Here is an 18,759-nt window from a genome sequence, read left to right on the forward strand (position 1 = left end):
GACTTATGCTGGAAAAAACGGTGCGGATGAACGCATTGTTTGACTTTTATCAACCCTTGTTAACGGCAAAACAGCAGAAATACCTGGAGCTCTATTATCTGGATGATTACTCGCTCGGCGAAATTTCAGAAAGATACGATGTGAGCCGTCAGGCGGTGTATGATAATATCAAACGAACCGAAGTCATGCTGGAAGAATATGAGGAAAAGCTCGGTCTCTATCGTAAATACAAGCGGCGGATGTCCTTTTACCGGGAACTCCGCCAGTATGCGGGCAGCCATGCTTCTCCTTCCCAAGAGATGCTGGATGCGATAGAGGCGCTGGAAAAACTCGAGGAGGAGGGGGCGATGTAATGGCGTTTGAAGGGTTGGCGGAACGGCTTCAGTCCACGTTCGATAAGATGAAGGGACGTGGAAAAGTATCGGAAGCCGACGTCAAAGAAATGATGCGGGAAGTACGTCTGGCCCTCCTGGAAGCGGACGTAAACTTCAAGGTCGTCAAAAAATTTGTAAATGATGTAAAAGAACGTGCGGTAGGACAGGAAGTGATGAAAAGCCTGACTCCCGGCCAACAGGTAATTAAAGTCGTCAATGAAGAGCTGACGGCACTTATGGGCGGGGAAGAAAGTAAAATCGCAGCGTCGCGTAAGCCTCCTACTGTTGTTATGCTCGCCGGCCTGCAGGGTGCCGGGAAAACAACGACAGTGGCGAAAGTGGCCAATCACCTCCGTAAGCATCACAACCGAAAACCGCTCCTTGCCGCGGCCGATATCTACCGGCCGGCTGCGATTGATCAGCTGGAGACGCTTGGGAAGCAGCTGGATATGCCCGTTTATTCCAAAGGGACCGACGCGTCTCCTGTAGATATTGCTAAAGGTGCGGTAGAAGAGGCGAAAGAAGCAAACTGTGATTATGTTCTCATCGACACCGCGGGGCGTCTGCACGTGGATGAAGAACTGATGGACGAACTCCAGCAGGTAAGAGAAGCGGTTGAGCCCGAAGAAATTCTGCTCGTTATTGATTCAATGACCGGACAGGACGCCGTAAATGTAGCGGAAAGCTTCCATGAACAGCTTGAGGTGACAGGAGCCATCCTCACAAAACTGGACGGTGATACCCGCGGCGGTGCTGCTCTTTCTGTCCGGGAAGTGACCGGCGTTCCGATTAAATTTGCCGGAACAGGCGAAAAAATAGATGAAATCGATGTATTTCACCCGGAACGCATGGCATCCCGTATTCTGGGGATGGGAGATATGCTGTCCCTGATTGAAAAAGCAGAGACGAGTGTGGATGATGAACGCGCCAAAGAACTCCAGAAAAAAATGAAGTCAGCCGACCTCACTTTCGATGATTTTCTGGAACAGCTGGAACAAGTGCGCAACATGGGGCCCCTTGATGATCTGCTGCAGATGATGCCCGGCGCAAACAAAAAAGCCATGAAAAATATTCAGGTGGATGAAAGCCAGATCGGCCGGGTGGAAGCGATTGTCCGTTCGATGACCAAGCATGAAAAAGACAACCCGTCGGTGATGAATGCAAGTAGAAAACGACGTATCGCAAAAGGAAGCGGCACAACGATTCAGGATGTAAACCGGCTTTTGAAACAGTTTGAAGATATGAAGAAAATGATGAAACAAATGACCGGCGGGAATCAAAAAGGCAAGAAAAAGGGGAAAGGCGGAATGCAGCTTCCTTTTTTACAGTGAAAAGGAAAAACCCTTTACAGGGAAATGCAGTCCTATTATAATAATTTATTGTGTGAAAAATATTTGGAGGTGTCTGCTAATGGCAGTTAAAATCAGACTTAAACGTATGGGAGCAAAAAAATCACCATTTTATCGTCTTGTAGTGGCCGACTCCCGCGCTCCGCGCGACGGCCGTTTTATTGAAGAAATCGGAACGTACAACCCGCTGAAAGACCCGGCGGAGGTCAGCATCAACGGCGAAAAGGCTGTACAGTGGATGCTCGACGGCGCCCAGCCTTCCGATACAGTCCGGAACCTCTTTTCCAGAGAAGGCCTGATGGAACGTCTTCATAACGAGAAAAACGGGAAGTAAAAAGCGCTGTCTGCTGCCCGATTATGGAGAAAGGCGGGAAAATCTGTGAAACAATTGGTCAAAACAATGGCCCGCCCGCTCGTTGACTTTCCAGATGAGATGGAAGTGACAGAGCGCCGGGAAGGAGAAATTCTCGTTCTGACATTAACGGTGCATGAAAATGATATGGGAAAAGTAATCGGAAAGCAGGGTGGAACAGCTAATGCGATGCGTTCCATTCTGCAGGCCGGTGCCTCTTATCAACAGGAGCGCGTTCGATTGGATATTATCAAATAGGAAAAAGGCAGGGATTGCGGATCCCTGCCTTTTTAAAAAGATAGAACGGGTGTAATGCCGGCTTTTCAGGAAGCCAGCCCTTTTCCTGTAAAAGCGGCCGGGTGACAAGAGCCCGGTCTCTTTACTACACGGATGCAGGCCGCTTCATCATTTGTTCCCAACCGAGGTGAATCATGCGTATCATAAAAAAGGCCGCTGTAAAACATGTATTGACGGAAAAAATGCGGGACACGATGATTTCTGATTTTCACCGGGACCAAAAGCAGCTGGACAAAGAAATAGAGCAGCTCCGGTTTCAAATGCAGAAACAATGGAAAACTGCAGATACCGGATGGAAGAAAACAGAAATCAAAGATCGGTATGATAAAGAAATAGAAAAGCGGAAAGAAAAAAAGCAGCGTTCTGAATTTCAGCTGTCGCAGCTGGAACAACTGCCGCTTGGTACCGAGATTGGATCCAAGGAAGTAGATGTAATCGAAGAGGTGGCAGAAGGGGATGAGTGGCCGTCCCGGAATCAGGAAATTATCGTTCAGGACGGTATTGTTACACAGATAAGGAATAAAAGATCGGATGATGAGAATGGAATGGTTTAATGTTGGAAAAATTGTAAACACCCATGGAATAAAAGGAGAATGGAAAGTATTCCCCATTACCGACTTTGAAGAAGAACGGTTTGCTCAAGGAATGGTGCTCTACCTTTCAAAAGGCAGCATGGAACGTACCCCGGTCACCGTGTCGCACTCCCGCCGGCATAAGCAGCACCGTCTTCTGACGGTGGAGGAAATTTCGTCTGTGGAAGAGGCCGAAACCTGGCGGGACGCTGTACTTCAGATACCCGAAACAGAACTTACAGAACTTCGCGAAGATGAATTTTATTACTATGAAATCATCGGCTGCCGGGTTTACGCGGAGGAAGGAACCCTGCTCGGTGAGGTGAAAGAAGTGCAGTCGCCGGGCGCCAACGACGTCTGGGTGGTCGAAGCCGCTGGAGGCGGCAGTGATATTCTCGTTCCTTACATTGATGATATTGTCAAACAGGTGAATGTGAAGGAAAAAACCATTACCATTCATGTAATGGAGGGTCTGCTGCCGTGATGAGGATGGATTTTTTAACGCTTTTTCCCGATATGTTCCCGGGTGTTCTCCAGTCATCCATGTTAAAACAGGCTCAGGACAAGCAGGCTGTATCTTATCATGTTCATAACATCCGTGATTTTTCAGAGAATAAACACCGCAAAACGGATGATTACCCATACGGCGGAGGGGCCGGAATGGTTCTAACACCTCAGCCGGTTTTTGATGCAGCTGCTTTTGCCGGAGAGAAACGGGAGGAAAAAGCGCGGGTTATTCTGCTCTGTCCGCAGGGAGCACCTTTTACTCAGAAAGACGCAGAAGAACTGGCGGATGAACAACAGCTGATTTTTATATGCGGTCATTACGAGGGGTATGATGAACGGATACGCACGCATCTGGTCACCGATGAGTATTCCATCGGCGACTTTATCATGACAGGTGGGGAACTTGGTGCTATGGCACTGGCCGACAGTGTCACGCGGCTTCTTCCCGGGGTGCTTGGAAACAACGAGTCGGCGGCAGCGGATTCCTTTTCCGAACCTCTGCTTGAGCACCCTCATTACACCAGACCGGCTGATTTCAGGGGAATGAAAGTACCAGATGTGCTGTTGTCCGGACACCATAAAAACATTGAAACGTGGCGCCGCGAGCAGGCATTGAACAGAACACGGGAAAGACGCCCTGATCTGCTGGAGAAAGGCGGGCAGCACGGCTCTCTGAAAGAAGACGAAAAAAACCGTTGAACAGTAACTCTCGCTGTGATAGGATATAATTTGTGGTGAAAGCCGCTTACTACGATGTTCCGCTGCCGGATAAGACGGCAAGAGCATTCGAGAGAAGGAGGCAATGAAAATGCAGGAACTACTTCGTGAAATCACGAAAGACCAGCTTAAAACCGATCTTCCGAATTTCCGTCCAGGAGATACTGTACGGGTGCACGCGAAAGTCGTGGAAGGCTCCCGTGAACGTATCCAGGTATTCCAGGGCGTAGTTATTAAACGCCGCGGAGGCGGAATCAGTGAAACGTTCACCGTACGTAAGGTATCTTACGGTATCGGCGTGGAACGTACATTTCCGGTTCACTCCCCGCGTATTGACAAGATCGAAGTGAAGCGCCGCGGCAGAGTACGTCAGGCGAGACTTTACTATCTCCGCAATCTGCGTGGAAAAGCTGCCCGCATCAAAGAAATTCGATAAGAATCCAGAGGACTGCCACGGCAACTGCGCCGTAGCAGTCTTTTTTTTAGAAGATAGAAATAAAATGCTTGTGAACAGTCCGGCAGGAAGATGGAAAGGAGAACAGCCATGACAATTCAATGGTATCCGGGTCATATGGAAAAAGCCAAACGTCAGGTAACCGAGCAGTTGAAGCGGGTGGATGCGGCGGTGGAACTGGTCGATGCAAGAATTCCTTTTTCTTCGCGGAATCCAATGCTTGATAATATACTAGAGGACAAGCCCCGTATCGTCGTTCTTACAAAAAGCGACATGGCCGATCCCGATGTAAGTGCACAGTGGCTCCGCTTTTATGAAGAACAGGGAGCTGAAGCGCTGACATTGAATGCTCTCCAGAGTAAAGGGGCAAAACCGGTTGTAGACAAGGCGGAAAAGGTAACGGCGCCGATTTTTGACAAAATGAAACGAAAAGGGATCCGGCCGCGCGCCATCCGTGCGATGATACTCGGAATTCCAAACGTCGGAAAATCGACGGTCATCAACCGGCTTGTCGGAAAGAAAACGGCAAAGACCGGGGATAAACCCGGGATAACAAAAGCGCAGCAGTGGTTGAAAGTAGGAAATAAAATGGAACTTCTGGATACACCGGGGATTCTGTGGCCGAAGTTTGAAGACCAGATGGTAGGATACAGACTTGCAGCGACTGGTGCTATAAAAGATGAGCGCCTGGATATGGAAGACATTGCCCTTTATTTGACCGGGCTTTTGAAAGAACGTTATCCGGCAGCATTAAGGGAGCGGTACCGGCTGGAAGAACTGCCTGCTGACGATCGTGCTCTGTTTACAGAGATAGGGAAAAAAAGAGGATGTCTGCAGGCGGGCGGTTACGTGGATGAAGAACAGTGCGCCGCTTTGATACTTCGTGAATTCAGGGACGGAAAACTCGGACGTCTGTCGCTTGAAACACCGGCAGATCATGAGGAAAAAAAGGAGCCGGATGACTCTTCGAAATCAGGCGGGTCGTCCGATATAAATAGTAGAGATGAGGAAGCAGGTCCATGAAAAAGTTAAGCATTTCTGAAATCAGGTATTATTTATTTGAGGAAAACCCAGAGGCGGCTTGGCTGGATATGATGCGCCGGGATGAGAGAAAGGGTGTTCAACAGCTTATCAGCCGTTACGACAGGCAGAAAGAAGAGCAGAAAGCACGGGAATCAGCCTTTCTGGATTCTTTATTCTTTGAAAACCAGTACAGAGAAGAAGGATTTACTGCTGCAGCGGGAGTGGATGAAGTCGGAAGGGGTCCTCTGGCGGGTCCGGTGACAGCAGCTGCTGCGATTCTGCCGGAGAACTGCTTTCTTCCGGGACTCACGGATTCAAAGAAACTGAAAAAAGAAGAACGTCATTATTTTTACGAAAAGCTGCAAGCAGACTCTGTCTATCATATCGTTCATATTCCGGCAGAAGTGATCGATGACATCAACATATACCAGGCTTCCAGAGAAGCCATGAAGCAGGCAGTTGAAGGGCTCCAGACAAAAGCAGATATTCTGCTCGTTGATGCGGTTACGATTTCCACCAGCCTTCCACAGCTCCCTTTGACAAAAGGGGACGAAAGAAGTGCTTCCATTGCCGCTGCGTCAGTGCTTGCGAAAGTGGAGCGGGACCGGTATATGTCAGAACTGGCCCGGAGGTATCCGGAATACGGCTTTGATACAAACATGGGATACGGGACAGCTCAGCACCTTGCTGCTCTGGACCGGATTGGCCCCACTCCGGAACACCGGCGCAGTTTTGCCCCGGTAAGGGAGAGTATTCAGAAATAAGAAACAAGGTGGAACATTATGGATCCTCTACAGTTGCAGGCATCATCTTTAACCAAAAGCAGCACGTCCCGGCAGACGACTTTGTCCCTTCCAAAGGGACAGGTTTTTGAGGGAGAAATCGTCAAACTATTTCCCAATCAGACAGCGGCTCTCCGTCTTGGAGGAATGACTGTAACGGCAAGGGTGGAAGCGGCGTTGAACGCCGGACAGAGATATTTCTTCCAGGTTCATCAGAATGACGGTATCCCAAGACTTCAGGTCCTCGAGGCTGATCAGCAGGCTTTAAAAAGCTCTTCTGCAGATCAGGGGAATGCAGCGAAAGTGCTCCAGGCCCTTGGTCTGGAAGAAAATAAGGCCAATCTTTCGATGATCCGGCACTTTCAGTCTGAACAGCTGCCATTCTCAAAAGACATGATCCGCCAGGGAGCTGTTCTGCTGAAGCAGGCAGGTGCGATGAACCAGGAAGGTGTGCAGCTGCTTTCAGCTATGAACCAGAAAGGCTTTCCGCTCACGCAGGAGACGTTCCAGAGTCTTTATCAGGCTGAACACGGAAAACCGCTCAGCGCACAGCTTCAGCAGCTGCAGAACAGTCTCCAGCAGCTTCAGACAAGCGGTTTTTCCGACAGCCGGACTGCGGCAGTGTCAAACCTTGGCCGGACTCTTCAGGAAACGCTGTCTGCCGGAACGATGAACCTGGCAGGCCGCACAGATCAAACGAATCAGCTGGCGCGTCTTTTTCAGCTCGCTGGGGCAGAGGAGGCCCCGGGATCTGTCCGAAGTGGAGCGGTATCGCTTCTGCAGAAGGCAGGTGTTATGCCTGCTGGAATGGACACAGCCGAAGGGCTTGCTGCCTTCAAACAAACCATTCTTAAGCCGGAAAACCAGACAGCGGTGCAGCAGATCTGGCCGGAAATGGGTGCAGGCGGCAGTGGGAGAAAACTTGCTTCCATGGAACCCGCAGAGATGTTTCAGACATTAATGACCAGATTCACTCCGGCAAAAGGAGAGGCCGGCAGACAGCAGCTGCAGCAACTGCTGTCGCTTCTGCAGCAGGCAGGCGGCCAGTCCCGCGGAGTACAGGCTTCGCAGGATCAGATGCAGCAAATGATGCAGACGATGCTGGCGCGGGCGTCAGGAACCGCGGAAAATCAGGCTCTTACCGTTCTGCTGCAGGGTTCTTTTGCCAATGACCGAACGAGTGGAGCGCAAGGTTTTTCGCAGACAGCGGGGCAGCTGACCCAGCTTCTGCAGCAGCTTGGACTTCACCATGAATCCGGGATAGCCCGGCAGCCGGCATCTTCAGGAAATACGCCGGAACATATGAATGCCGATAACCTGAAACAGTCCCTCCTGCAGCACATGGCTTCTCTCCCCCAGCCGGTGCGTGATCAGGCCGAGACGCTGCTTCATAAAATTTCCGGACAGCAGCTTCTTTCACAGGAACAGCAGGGTCAGTATCAGCAGACAGCTGTGCAGGTTCCGCTGTCTCTCGCCGGTTTTCATACTGATTTGTCTATTCAGTGGGAAGGAAAAAGGCAGGAGGATGGCAGTCTTCATCCAGATCACTGCCGCATTCTATTTTATCTGGAAATGGAGCATCTGGGTGAAACTGTTGCCGACGTTCAGATTCAAAACCGCAGTGTGACGGTACATGTATACAATGATACAGAGAAGCCGGATAAACTGATGGAACTGATTCAGCCTTATTTGGAGAAGCGTCTGGAAGAACAGAACTATTCCTTGAACGCGGTCCACTGGAGACCTGTCAATGAAGAACAGAATGTATACAAAACTCCAACCGCATCCTACAGCGGCTGGGAGGGAGTGGATGTACGTATATGAGCGGTAACGAGCATACGCGCCGATCAGCGGTAGCGCTTGGCTATCAGGCGCAGTCTGAACAGGCACCAAGCGTGAAAGCAAAAGGTAAAGGACTTATTGCCGAAGAAATCATCGAACGCGCGAGGGAAAACAATATCCCTGTACAGGAAGACCCTTCCCTCGTGGAGCTTCTTTCGCAGCTGGAAATCAATCAATCGATCCCTCCTGAATTATACGAAGTTGTTGCGGAAGTGTTCGCCTTTTTATACCGCGTCGATCAACATTCTTCATCATAGAATAACGGTGGAATGGGCACCTTACAGATAAAAAGGAGCCTGTTATGAAACGAAGACGCCAAAAAAAGAAGAACCGCTCTTACAAAGTGGAAGCCGGACAGGAGCTTGGGTATTTCCGCAGCACCTCCGAAACCGGTTCTTTGTCCCTTTTAAAAGAATTTTGGAGAAAACTGATGAAAAAAGCACGTGAAAAATGAAGAGTCCCAAAATATTTCCCTTGTATTATTGCTGCTCCCGGAGGCTGTGCCCCGGGGTTTTTTCATTGTTTCGGTAAAAAAGTGACAGCGGTTTATGACAAAATCGAGCCGAATTGTTGAATTTACCGGTTTTTTTTTATACGATAATAAGTGCGTGCGAAGCAATGGTCTGCTGATACAGCCTGCGCCTGGCACCTGATATCCTTTCCCGAAAGGTCCGGCCTGAAGCGGGTATTCGTATCGAATCGTTAGGAGGATGGAGAGAACATGAATATTCATGAGTATCAAGGAAAAGAGCTTCTCAGAGAATACGGGGTAGCCGTACCAAATGGAAAAGTAGCCTTTTCCGCGGACGAAGCAGTGGAAGCTGCCAAAGAACTCGGATCTGCAGTTTCTGTCGTAAAAGCCCAGATCCACGCAGGCGGGCGCGGAAAAGCCGGCGGGGTCAAAATCGCAAAATCACTGGATGAGGTGCGTACATATGCCGAAGAACTTCTGGGCAAAACGCTTGTCACGCATCAAACAGGTCCGGAAGGAAAAGAAGTCAAACGGCTTTTTATTGAAGAAGGATCCGACATTCAAAGTGAATATTACGTCGGACTAGTCATGGACCGTGCATCGTCCCGCGTTGTTATGATGGCATCGGAAGAAGGCGGGACCGAAATTGAGGAAGTAGCGGAAAAAACCCCTGAAAAGATTTTCCGCGAGTATATTGATCCGGCAGTCGGCATGCAGCCGTATCAGGCGCGCCGTCTCGCATTTAATATCAATATTCCGAAAGATCTTTTGAAGCAGGCGGTTAAATTCATGCTCGGACTGTACAATGTGTACATGGAAAAAGACTGCTCCGTAGCAGAGATCAACCCGCTTGTGACAACAGGAGACGGCAGTGTGATGGCACTGGATGCGAAACTGAACTTTGATTCCAACGCGCTGTACCGTCAGAAGGACATCCTTGAATACCGCGATCTGGATGAAGAAGATCCAAAAGAAATCGAAGCATCCAAATTTGACCTCAGTTATATTGCGCTTGACGGCAATATCGGATGCATGGTCAATGGTGCGGGTCTTGCCATGTCCACGATGGACATTATCAAGTATTACAACGGCGATCCAGCCAACTTCCTTGACGTCGGCGGCGGTGCCACGGCGGAAAAAGTTACGGAAGCCTTTAAGATTATTCTCGAGGATGATCAGGTAAAAGGCATTTACGTTAATATTTTCGGCGGTATCATGAAGTGTGATGTTATTGCTGAAGGTGTAGTGGAAGCAACTAAGCAGATCGGTCTTGAAATACCACTCGTTGTGCGTCTTGAAGGCACAAACGTGGAAACCGGGAAGCAGATACTGGAAGAATCCGGATTGAACATTACAGCGGCGGATTCCATGGCTGACGGCGCACAGAAAATCGTATCTCAAGTGCAATAGAAAGGCGGGACGAAGTCAAAATGAGCATCTTTATCGATAAAGATACCAAAGTTGTTGTACAGGGCATCACCGGTTCAACCGGTCTGTTTCATACCCAGCAGGCGCTTGCCTATGGAACGAATATTGTTGGAGGCGTGACTCCAGGGAAAGGCGGCACGGAAATTGAAGGCGTCCCGGTATTTGATACCCTCCGTGATGCAGTAAATGAAACCGGAGCCAACGCTTCTGTCATTTATGTTCCACCTGCTTTTGCGGCGGATGCCATCATTGAAGCGGTGGACGAAGAAATGGATCTTGCTATCTGCATCACTGAAGGTATTCCGGTTAGTGATATGCTGAAAGTAAAGCGTTTTATGGAAGGTAAGAAAACCCGCCTGGTCGGACCGAACTGCCCGGGGGTTATCACACCGGAAGAATGCAAGATTGGTATCATGCCGGGTTATATTCATAAAAAAGGTCATGTCGGCGTCGTTTCCCGTTCCGGTACATTGACGTATGAAGCAGTACACCAGCTCTCCACCAACGGTGTCGGACAGTCTACCGCTGTAGGCATCGGCGGCGATCCGGTGAATGGAACAAGCTTCATCGATGTGCTGAAAGAATTCAATGAAGATGATGATACCGAAGCAGTTATCATGATAGGTGAAATCGGCGGTACAGCAGAAGAAGAAGCCGCTGAATGGATCAGGGAAAACATGGATAAACCTGTTGTCGGCTTTATCGGCGGACGTACTGCCCCTCCTGGAAAAAGAATGGGCCATGCAGGTGCCATCATTTCCGGCGGAAAAGGAACAGCCGATGAAAAGATTAAAACCCTCCAAAACTGCGGGGTTTACGTTGCCGATACACCGGCTGAAATCGGAGATACGTTAATCTCTTCCCTGAAAGAAAACAATCTGTTTGAAAAGTGCCTGACACACGATCCACAATAGAAGAAAACAGGGGCGGGCTTTTATCAAGCCCGTCCTTTTTTTGAAAGGATGAATGCCTACGGAAACGACACGGCTCCTCCATTTGCACGAAGCTCCTCATATGACTTGGAAAAGGACAGCAGCCATTCACCGCATCGATCCGACTTTCTCTCTTCCTTATCATCTTAGTGCCCCTGAACTTGCCGACTGCCTCCATCTCAAGCCTCATCAAGCATCTTTACTGTACCGCTATCTTCATTCCACGGAACGCACACCTGCCTGCTATGAGAAACAAGATATTCACATTCTGACACCTTTCATGGAAGAATACCCGGAACGGCTCCGACACATATACGATCCACCCTGGGTGATCTATGCCAAAGGCAGCACAGATCTTTTGCACAGCGAAAAGAGCCTTGCTGTCGTAGGAACAAGAAAGCCAACATCCTATGGTATAGAAGCTCTTGAAGAACTACTCCCGCCTGTTATGGAACGCGGCACGGTCATTATCAGCGGCCTGGCTTCCGGCACAGATGCGGCTGCCCACAAATTGACAATCCGAAAAAAAGGTGCAGCTATAGCTGTACTAGGGGCCGGATTTGATCATATTTATCCCCGGGAGAATACAGCTTTATTCCACCACCTTTCCCGTTATCATCTGCTCTTGAGTGAATTCGCCCCGGACACCCCGCCGAGAAAATGGCAGTTTCCGATGCGGAACCGGATCATCAGCGGCTTGTCCGATGCGGTATTTATAACCGAAGCCGCTTCCCGCAGCGGATCTCTGATCACCGCCTACCAGGCTCTGGAACAGGGCCGGGACGTGAAAGTACTGCCTGGATCGATATTTTCCCCGATGTCTGCCGGAACGAACCAGCTTATGAAAGAAGGAGCTGCTCCGGTTATGAGCGCTGAGGATCTTGTGGATCCTAAGTGACCAGGAATGAAAGGAACATAGACATTTTGGGTGGACACGGCACATAAACTGTGAAAAAATGATTGTGATTTGTTTCCCAAAACAAAAGATAGTTTTACTAATTAGCGGAGAAAAGAATGAATAGACACATTCAGAACGGTAGACGAATAAAAGCAGCAGCATAAAAATGTGAAAGATTTGACAAAGCACAGGACACTGGTTGATAATATGGAAAATCGAAAAGCAGCAAAAAGGGGGAGGAAACAAGAGATATGGCAGATTATTTAGTAATCGTGGAATCTCCCGCTAAGGCGAAAACGATCAGCAAATATCTTGGGAAAAAATATACAGTAAAAGCTTCCATGGGGCATATCCGGGATTTACCAAAAAGCCAGATGGGAGTGGATTCAGAAAATAATTTCGATCCAAAATATATAACGATCCGGGGAAAAGGCCCGATTCTGAAGGAACTGAAAGCAGCGGCGAAAAAAGTGAAGAAAGTGTATCTGGCCGCCGACCCCGACCGGGAAGGGGAAGCCATTGCCTGGCACCTGGCCTACAGCCTTAACATAGATCCGGAATCAGACTGCCGGGTTGTTTTTAATGAAATCACAAAGTCGGCGATCAAAGATGCTTTTAAAGAACCCCGCAAAATTAATATGGATCTTGTCGACGCCCAGCAGGCCCGCCGGATTCTGGACAGACTTGTCGGGTACAATATCAGTCCGCTTCTATGGAAAAAAGTGAAGAAAGGGCTGAGCGCCGGCCGTGTACAGTCCATCGCGGTAAAAATGATAATCGACCGGGAAAAAGAGATTCAACGCTTTGTACCGGAAGAATACTGGAGTATCGAAGGGTCGTTTCAACGTGGAAAAGACACTTTTGAGGCGAAGTTTTACGGCGTGGACGGCAAAAAGCAGGAACTGCGCTCCAAAGAAGATGTAGACCAGGTACGAAACCGGATGACCGACGATTCTTTCACGATTCAAAAGGTTACGAAAAAGGAAAGAAAGCGCAATCCCGTACAGCCGTTTACAACGTCTCTTCTGCAGCAGGAAGCAGCCCGGAAACTGAACTTCCGCGCCAAGAAAACGATGATGATCGCCCAGCAGCTGTATGAAGGAGTCGATCTCGGCAAAGCGGGCACCATCGGGCTCATCACTTACATGCGGACCGATTCAACAAGGGTGTCCAACACGGCAAAAGAAGATGCGAAAGCGTATATTGAAGAACATTACGGGAAAGAATATTTAGGAACGAACCAAAAACAGTCCACGCAGAATTCCAATGCCCAGGACGCCCATGAAGCCGTAAGGCCGACAACAATCAGCAATGATCCAAAAAGCGTAAAATCCCACTTAAGCCGGGATCAGTACAGGCTGTATAAACTGATCTGGGAACGTTTGATGGCAAGCCAAATGGCGCCTGCTGTCATGGATACAATGTCAGTGGATATGGATAACAACGGAGTTATCTTCCGTGCGAACGGATCCAAAGTGAAATTTCAGGGATTTATGAAAGTGTATGTGGAAGGAAGCGACGACGGAAAGAAAGAAAAAGACACCTTTCTGCCGGACCTTAAAGAAGGAGAGCAGGTGCAGGAACAGGAAATCTCGGAAAACCAGCACTTCACGCAGCCGCCTCCGCGTTACACAGAAGCTCGTCTGGTGCGGACCATGGAGGAAATGGGGATTGGAAGACCATCCACCTATGCGCCGACACTTGATACGATTCAGCGCCGCAACTATGTTGCTCTTGAAGAAAAACGTTTTGTACCGACGGAACTTGGTGAAATAGTACTTGATTTGATCGTCGAATTTTTCCCGGAAATTCTCGATGTTGAGTTCACTGCAAAAATGGAAAATGACCTTGACTATATTGAAGAAGGACGCCAGAATTGGATTGAAATCATCGATGAATTCTATCAGGACTTCGAAAAACGGCTGAAAGTCGCGGAAGAGGAAATGGAAGAAGTCGAAATCCGTGATGAACCAGCCGGGGAGGACTGTGAGGAATGCGGAAGCCCGATGGTCTATAAAATGGGGCGTTACGGTAAATTTATGGCTTGCTCAAACTTTCCGGAGTGCCGGAACACCAAAGCCATTGTAAAACAAATCGGCGTAGACTGTCCCAAGTGTAAAGAGGGGAATGTCGTCGAGCGTAAAAGCAAAAAGCAGCGGAAATTTTACGGCTGTGACCGCTATCCTGAATGTGACTTCATTTCCTGGGATAAGCCCATTTCCCGTCCTTGTCCGAAATGCGACTCCATGCTCGTCGAGAAAAAGACGAAAAAAGGTGTACATGTCCAGTGCACGAACTGTGACTATAAAGAAGAACCGAACTAACGACAAAAAGGAATCCCCTTTTTTACAAAAGGGGGTTTTCCTATGTTTTCTTAACATAGGAAGGATTGGCCCTCGTCAGAATTTTATGAAAAAATAATTAATTTCCTTGAACGGGTGCAGGGTCTATGTTAGAATTTAAGAGCTTTTGTGCGTGAGGTGACAAACATGAAAGAAGAATGGAAATACTGGAATAATGCATTCCTGCAATATCTTCAGGTGGAAAAAAACGCATCTTCCTTAACGATTGATGCGTACCAAAAAGATCTGGAGGACTATTTTTATTTTTTACAGATGGAAGGAATCCAGAATCCCCTGGACGTGAACATGAACGTTGCGCGGCTGTATTTAACACGTCTTTTTGACGAGCAGTACGGACGAAGCAGCGCCGCCCGTAAAATTTCCGTTCTGCGCACGTTTTACAGGTATCTTAAAAAAGAAGGACAGATGGAGACCGATCCATTTGCGTCCTCCAGCCTGCCTAAAAAACAGAAAAAGCTGCCCAGGTTTTTGTATGAACAGGAGCTCGAGGCGCTGCTTGATTCTTTTGATACAGCCAAAGACCTCGATCAGCGTGATCTGGCCATTTTTGAACTGCTGTATGCCACAGGACTGCGCGTGAGTGAGATGTGCCGGCTGAAAGAACAGCATCTTGATGAAGATCTTGGCACTATTTTAGTGCACGGAAAAGGCGGCAGAGAACGTTACGTTCCTGTCGGAAGTTTTGCGATGGAGGCGCTTGACCATTACCGCCGGCATGGAAGAAAGCGCCTGGTTCAGAAGAACAGCGGGGAGACCTCTGTTTTGTTTTTGAACCATAGAGGAACGCCTCTTACGGACCGGGGAATCCGGTATATTGTGAATAAACGGGTGAAAGATGTATCAGCGACGCTCCAGCTGTCTCCCCATGATCTGCGTCATACGTTTGCGACGCATCTATTGAATCAGGGGGCGGATCTGCGCAGTGTGCAGCAGCTCCTGGGACATGCGAATCTTTCCACAACCCAGATTTACACCCATGTAACAAAGGACCGGCTTCAGGACGTGTACAACAATGCCCACCCACGCTCGGAAAAGAATGGAGGATAAAACCATGGAGTCATCGTTTCATGCCACAACGATATTTGCCGTTCATCATAATGGAAAAGCCGCAATGGCCGGTGATGGACAGGTGACATTCGGTCAGGCGGTTGTTATGAAGCAGACCGCACGAAAGGTAAGGAAAATTTACCATGACCGGGTACTTGCCGGGTTTGCCGGATCGGTTGCGGATGCGTTCACCCTGTTTGATATGTTTGAAAGCAGACTCGAACAGTGGAACGGCCAGCTGCAGCGCGCTGCTGTGGAACTTGCCAAAGAATGGCGCAGTGACAAAACGCTTCGGCGTCTCGAAGCCATGCTCGTCGTGATGGATAAAGATACCCTTCTTCTGGTGGCCGGAACCGGTGAAGTTATAGAACCGGACGACGGTCTGATTGCGATAGGATCGGGAGGAAATTACGCGCTTGCAGCAGGACGCGCACTCAAGCAGCATGCTCCCCATATGGAAGCGGGGGAAATGGCGGAAGCTTCTCTGAAAACCGCCGGCGACATCTGTGTATTTACCAATGACCAGCTGGTTGTAGAAGAAATCGAATAATGGAAAGGGCGGATGAGTGATGAACACCCCGCTGACACCGAAAAAAATTGTGGAGAGCCTTGATCAGTACATTATCGGTCAGAACCAGGCGAAGCGGTCTGTCGCAGTAGCGCTTCGCAACAGATACCGGAGAAGCATGCTGACAGAAGGCCTGCAGGATGAAATTACTCCGAAAAATATTCTCATGATCGGACCGACTGGAGTCGGAAAAACCGAAATTGCGAGAAGGCTGGCCAAACTTGCCGGGGCTCCTTTTGTGAAAGTAGAAGCGACAAAATTTACCGAAGTCGGCTACGTGGGCCGTGACGTTGAATCCATGATCCGGGATCTGGTCGAAACATCGGCCCGGCTCGTCAAAGAAGAAAAGATGGAAGAAGTGAAACAGGAAGCCGCACGTGAGGCAGAAAAGCGTCTTGTGAAGCTGCTCGTTCCGGAAAAAAAGAAGCAGCAGCAGAGCAAAAACCCATTAGAAATGCTCTTTCAGCAGCAGAATCAGGAAGAAACGAAAGAAGAAACGGAAGAAGACCAGGATATCGCCGGTAAGCGGCGCCGCATGGAACATCAGCTTGCAATGGGTGAACTGGAAGATCATATGGTTACCATCGAAGTGGAAGAACAGGGCCGCGGCATGTCTGATATGTTTCAAGGGTCCGGTATGGAACAGATGGGCATGAACATGCAGGAAATGTTCGGCAGTATGATGCCTAAAAATAAAAAACAGCGGCGCCTTCCGGTAAGAGAAGCGAGACCGGTGATTGAGGAGCAGGAAGCCCAGCAGCTCATTGATATGGATGAGGTTGGACAGATTGCTGTTTCGAAAGCTGAACAGCTGGGTATGGTGTTCATAGATGAAATCGACAAAGTTACCGGAAATCAGCAGTCCAGTGCCGATGTGTCGCGGGAAGGCGTCCAGCGGGATATTCTGCCGATTGTCGAGGGATCGGCCGTATCGACCAAGTACGGGACGGTAAAAACCGACCATATTTTGTTTATCAGTGCCGGAGCTTTTCACACGTCAAAACCGTCCGATTTGATTCCGGAACTGCAGGGACGTTTTCCGATCCGCGTGGAGCTTGATAACCTTGGAGCGGATGATTTTATCCGGATTCTGCAGGAACCGGACCAGGCGTTGACCAAACAGTATCAGGCACTGCTCCGCACCGAGGGTATAAATGTTGAATTTTCTGACGAAGCTGTACACAAGATCGCGGAGATGGCACAAGATGTGAACCAGCACACGGAAAATATCGGAGCCCGCAGGCTTCATACGCTGCTGGAACGCCTGCTTGAAGATTTATCTTTTGAGGCTCCGGATATTACGATGGAGACGGTAACGATCACCTCGGCTTATGTGGAAGATAAACTGGCTTCGATTGCAAAAAACAGAGATATGAGCCGATATATTTTATAAGAGAAAAAAACAGGAGGAGTCACAGATGGATCTACTATCAAAAAGCCGCAAAATTAATGACATGCTGCAAAAAACGGCAGGAGATCATGTAAACTTTAAGGATATGGCGGAAACACTCCGTGATATTATAAGTTCCAATGTGTTTGTTGTGAGCCGCCGGGGAAAACTGCTCGGGTACGCTATCAAACAGGAAATTGAAAATGACCGGATGAAAAAAATGCTGGAAGAACGACAGTTTCCGGAGGAATATACGTCCGGTCTTTTCAAAATCGATGAAACCTCTCCCAATCTTGATATAAACAGTGACTACACTGCTTTTCCGGTGGAGAACAGAGAACTGTTCAGCTCCGGTCTTACGACAGTCGTTCCGATTAACGGCGGCGGGCAGCGTCTCGGGACGCTGGTGCTCGCACGCCTTAATGAGCATTTCGATGATGATGATTTAATTCTCGCGGAATACGGGGCAACGGTAGTAGGAATGGAAATCCTCCATGAAAAAACGCAGGAAATCGAGGAAGAGGCACGGAGCAAAGCGGTTGTTCAAATGGCAATCAGTTCGTTGTCTTATAGTGAACTGGAAGCAGTGGAGCACATTTTCGAAGAGTTGGAAGGAAAAGAAGGACTTCTTGTCGCAAGCAAGATTGCCGACAGAGTCGGAATCACCCGTTCTGTGATTGTGAACGCGCTTCGGAAGCTTGAAAGCGCTGGAGTCATCGAATCCCGTTCCCTTGGAATGAAAGGGACATACATCAAAGTATTGAATGATAAATTTCTCTACGAACTCGAAAAACTGAAAGCCAACAGCTGAAACCAAAAAGTAATGATCAAACCCGCTGCCTGAATGAGGCAGCGGGTTTTCATATTTTCAGAAATCAATAAGTTTGGCCTATGTAAGGACACTGCTGAGTTTCGAATTGCATGAAACACGAATCAGGGCTAAAGAAAGCGCGGCAAGCCTTACACTATATTGAACGGGGTGTGAAGGTCTCAGGAATGAAAACGATACCAGTAAATTTTAATTAGGAAAAAAGAACTAATTATATTGGAAAAACTGGTGTGGTCCTTTTTTATCGAAATGAAAAACCATGAAAACACCCTTAGACAAATGTCACATATTTTTATACAATTTGGGTGGAAGTCCTCGAAGTATAGAAAAAAATGGTAGGTTATGTCGTAACCTGAATCCGTGATAAAGAGGGTTATTGTTTGAGTGAGGTTCCGTTCTATATCTATAACTCGTTTTTTATTTCAGGTATACGTTGAAGATAAATAGGCATCCGCTGCAGGCGGACGTTTTCCGCGGGCAGCGCCTCAGCTATATCAAACGGAAAAACCGCCGTTTGATAGGATCTTCGGCTGCTGCTCTTCCCGCTGGAAGCGCCGCCTTCC

The 18,759-nt window shown here is 48.6% G+C and carries 21 protein-coding genes; all 21 read left to right on the forward strand.

Annotation, left to right across the window (positions count from 1 at the left end; all coding sequences use genetic code 11):
- Window positions 1–5: 5 nt before the first annotated feature.
- The 21 genes from BM058_RS14735 (at window position 6) to codY (ending at window position 18,178) form a co-directional block, all read left to right on the forward strand.
- The gene (locus BM058_RS14735; protein ID WP_090927874.1) at window positions 6–353 is read left to right on the forward strand and encodes a putative DNA-binding protein; all 348 of its coding nucleotides are present in this window, start codon (window positions 6–8) and stop codon (window positions 351–353) included.
- Window positions 353–1,705, forward strand: coding sequence for a signal recognition particle protein (gene ffh / locus BM058_RS14740; RefSeq protein WP_090927876.1), 1,353 nt, complete (start codon window positions 353–355; stop codon window positions 1,703–1,705). Before BM058_RS14735 ends, ffh begins: the two co-directional genes overlap by 1 nt.
- A gap of 79 nt (window positions 1,706–1,784) precedes the next feature.
- Window positions 1,785–2,057, forward strand: coding sequence for a 30S ribosomal protein S16 (rpsP, locus tag BM058_RS14745; RefSeq protein ID WP_090927878.1), 273 nt, complete (start codon window positions 1,785–1,787; stop codon window positions 2,055–2,057).
- A 45-nt stretch (window positions 2,058–2,102) separates the two neighbouring features.
- On the forward strand, window positions 2,103–2,333 hold the full coding sequence (locus BM058_RS14750) for a KH domain-containing protein (RefSeq protein ID WP_090927880.1): 231 nt from the start codon (window positions 2,103–2,105) through the stop codon (window positions 2,331–2,333).
- A 173-nt stretch (window positions 2,334–2,506) separates the two neighbouring features.
- A complete protein-coding gene (locus tag BM058_RS14755; protein ID WP_090927882.1) occupies window positions 2,507–2,926 on the forward strand; it encodes a YlqD family protein in 420 nt (139 codons plus the stop codon).
- Entirely contained in the window at window positions 2,907–3,428 is a 522-nt protein-coding gene (rimM, locus tag BM058_RS14760; protein WP_090927914.1) for a ribosome maturation factor RimM, read from the forward strand. The genes BM058_RS14755 and rimM overlap by 20 nt, the downstream gene beginning before the upstream one ends.
- On the forward strand, window positions 3,428–4,150 hold the full coding sequence (gene trmD / locus BM058_RS14765; RefSeq protein ID WP_090927884.1) for a tRNA (guanosine(37)-N1)-methyltransferase TrmD: 723 nt from the start codon (window positions 3,428–3,430) through the stop codon (window positions 4,148–4,150). Before rimM ends, trmD begins: the two co-directional genes overlap by 1 nt.
- Window positions 4,151–4,259: 109 nt before the next feature.
- A complete protein-coding gene (rplS, locus tag BM058_RS14770) occupies window positions 4,260–4,604 on the forward strand; it encodes a 50S ribosomal protein L19 (RefSeq protein ID WP_090927886.1) in 345 nt (114 codons plus the stop codon).
- A 108-nt stretch (window positions 4,605–4,712) separates the two neighbouring features.
- The gene (gene ylqF, locus BM058_RS14775; RefSeq protein ID WP_090927888.1) at window positions 4,713–5,645 is read left to right on the forward strand and encodes a ribosome biogenesis GTPase YlqF; all 933 of its coding nucleotides are present in this window, start codon (window positions 4,713–4,715) and stop codon (window positions 5,643–5,645) included.
- The gene (locus BM058_RS14780; RefSeq protein ID WP_090927891.1) at window positions 5,642–6,409 is read left to right on the forward strand and encodes a ribonuclease HII; all 768 of its coding nucleotides are present in this window, start codon (window positions 5,642–5,644) and stop codon (window positions 6,407–6,409) included. Before ylqF ends, BM058_RS14780 begins: the two co-directional genes overlap by 4 nt.
- Before the next feature lie 18 nt (window positions 6,410–6,427).
- Window positions 6,428–8,251 (forward strand): hypothetical protein, encoded by a 1,824-nt coding sequence (locus BM058_RS14785; RefSeq protein WP_090927893.1) that lies wholly within the window; start codon window positions 6,428–6,430, stop codon window positions 8,249–8,251.
- Window positions 8,248–8,526: an EscU/YscU/HrcU family type III secretion system export apparatus switch protein gene (locus BM058_RS14790; RefSeq protein ID WP_090927895.1), complete on the forward strand. Its 279-nt coding sequence runs from the start codon at window positions 8,248–8,250 to the stop codon at window positions 8,524–8,526. Before BM058_RS14785 ends, BM058_RS14790 begins: the two co-directional genes overlap by 4 nt.
- Window positions 8,527–8,570: 44 nt before the next feature.
- On the forward strand, window positions 8,571–8,723 hold the full coding sequence (locus tag BM058_RS18355; protein WP_177195577.1) for a hypothetical protein: 153 nt from the start codon (window positions 8,571–8,573) through the stop codon (window positions 8,721–8,723).
- A 267-nt stretch (window positions 8,724–8,990) separates the two neighbouring features.
- On the forward strand, window positions 8,991–10,151 hold the full coding sequence (sucC, locus tag BM058_RS14795; RefSeq protein WP_090927897.1) for an ADP-forming succinate--CoA ligase subunit beta: 1,161 nt from the start codon (window positions 8,991–8,993) through the stop codon (window positions 10,149–10,151).
- 20 nt (window positions 10,152–10,171) lie between these two features.
- Window positions 10,172–11,083 (forward strand): succinate--CoA ligase subunit alpha, encoded by a 912-nt coding sequence (gene sucD, locus BM058_RS14800; protein ID WP_090927899.1) that lies wholly within the window; start codon window positions 10,172–10,174, stop codon window positions 11,081–11,083.
- A 100-nt stretch (window positions 11,084–11,183) separates the two neighbouring features.
- Window positions 11,184–11,999, forward strand: a complete 816-nt coding sequence (gene dprA, locus BM058_RS14805) for a DNA-processing protein DprA (protein WP_177195578.1) — start codon at window positions 11,184–11,186, stop codon at window positions 11,997–11,999.
- 251 nt (window positions 12,000–12,250) lie between these two features.
- The gene (gene topA, locus BM058_RS14810) at window positions 12,251–14,323 is read left to right on the forward strand and encodes a type I DNA topoisomerase (protein WP_090927903.1); all 2,073 of its coding nucleotides are present in this window, start codon (window positions 12,251–12,253) and stop codon (window positions 14,321–14,323) included.
- A gap of 165 nt (window positions 14,324–14,488) precedes the next feature.
- On the forward strand, window positions 14,489–15,409 hold the full coding sequence (gene xerC, locus BM058_RS14815; RefSeq protein WP_090927905.1) for a tyrosine recombinase XerC: 921 nt from the start codon (window positions 14,489–14,491) through the stop codon (window positions 15,407–15,409).
- Between the two features lie 4 nt (window positions 15,410–15,413).
- Window positions 15,414–15,959, forward strand: a complete 546-nt coding sequence (gene hslV / locus BM058_RS14820) for an ATP-dependent protease subunit HslV (RefSeq protein WP_090927907.1) — start codon at window positions 15,414–15,416, stop codon at window positions 15,957–15,959.
- 16 nt (window positions 15,960–15,975) lie between these two features.
- The gene (gene hslU, locus BM058_RS14825) at window positions 15,976–17,370 is read left to right on the forward strand and encodes an ATP-dependent protease ATPase subunit HslU (protein ID WP_245737023.1); all 1,395 of its coding nucleotides are present in this window, start codon (window positions 15,976–15,978) and stop codon (window positions 17,368–17,370) included.
- Between the two features lie 25 nt (window positions 17,371–17,395).
- On the forward strand, window positions 17,396–18,178 hold the full coding sequence (gene codY, locus BM058_RS14830; RefSeq protein WP_090927911.1) for a GTP-sensing pleiotropic transcriptional regulator CodY: 783 nt from the start codon (window positions 17,396–17,398) through the stop codon (window positions 18,176–18,178).
- The last annotated feature ends 581 nt before the right edge of the window (window positions 18,179–18,759 follow it).

It is taken from the genome of Salibacterium qingdaonense, from assembly GCF_900114715.1.
In the GTDB taxonomy this organism is placed as follows: Bacteria; Bacillota; Bacilli; order Bacillales; family Marinococcaceae; genus Salibacterium; species Salibacterium qingdaonense.

Bases quoted from the DNA above. Each gene is read 5' to 3' on its own strand.
- BM058_RS14735 (WP_090927874.1), top strand. From the start codon at position 6: ATGCTGGAAAAAACGGTGCGGATGAACGCATTGTTTGACTTTTATCAA.
- ffh (WP_090927876.1), top strand. From the start codon at position 353: ATGGCGTTTGAAGGGTTGGCGGAACGGCTTCAGTCCACGTTCGATAAG.
- rpsP (WP_090927878.1), top strand. From the start codon at position 1,785: ATGGCAGTTAAAATCAGACTTAAACGTATGGGAGCAAAAAAATCACCA.
- BM058_RS14755 (WP_090927882.1), top strand. From the start codon at position 2,507: ATGCGTATCATAAAAAAGGCCGCTGTAAAACATGTATTGACGGAAAAA.
- rimM (WP_090927914.1), top strand. From the start codon at position 2,907: ATGAGAATGGAATGGTTTAATGTTGGAAAAATTGTAAACACCCATGGA.
- trmD (WP_090927884.1), top strand. From the start codon at position 3,428: ATGAGGATGGATTTTTTAACGCTTTTTCCCGATATGTTCCCGGGTGTT.
- rplS (WP_090927886.1), top strand. From the start codon at position 4,260: ATGCAGGAACTACTTCGTGAAATCACGAAAGACCAGCTTAAAACCGAT.
- ylqF (WP_090927888.1), top strand. From the start codon at position 4,713: ATGACAATTCAATGGTATCCGGGTCATATGGAAAAAGCCAAACGTCAG.
- BM058_RS14780 (WP_090927891.1), top strand. From the start codon at position 5,642: ATGAAAAAGTTAAGCATTTCTGAAATCAGGTATTATTTATTTGAGGAA.
- BM058_RS14785 (WP_090927893.1), top strand. From the start codon at position 6,428: ATGGATCCTCTACAGTTGCAGGCATCATCTTTAACCAAAAGCAGCACG.
- BM058_RS14790 (WP_090927895.1), top strand. From the start codon at position 8,248: ATGAGCGGTAACGAGCATACGCGCCGATCAGCGGTAGCGCTTGGCTAT.
- BM058_RS18355 (WP_177195577.1), top strand. From the start codon at position 8,571: ATGAAACGAAGACGCCAAAAAAAGAAGAACCGCTCTTACAAAGTGGAA.
- sucC (WP_090927897.1), top strand. From the start codon at position 8,991: ATGAATATTCATGAGTATCAAGGAAAAGAGCTTCTCAGAGAATACGGG.
- sucD (WP_090927899.1), top strand. From the start codon at position 10,172: ATGAGCATCTTTATCGATAAAGATACCAAAGTTGTTGTACAGGGCATC.
- dprA (WP_177195578.1), top strand. From the start codon at position 11,184: ATGACTTGGAAAAGGACAGCAGCCATTCACCGCATCGATCCGACTTTC.
- topA (WP_090927903.1), top strand. From the start codon at position 12,251: ATGGCAGATTATTTAGTAATCGTGGAATCTCCCGCTAAGGCGAAAACG.
- xerC (WP_090927905.1), top strand. From the start codon at position 14,489: ATGAAAGAAGAATGGAAATACTGGAATAATGCATTCCTGCAATATCTT.
- hslV (WP_090927907.1), top strand. From the start codon at position 15,414: ATGGAGTCATCGTTTCATGCCACAACGATATTTGCCGTTCATCATAAT.
- codY (WP_090927911.1), top strand. From the start codon at position 17,396: ATGGATCTACTATCAAAAAGCCGCAAAATTAATGACATGCTGCAAAAA.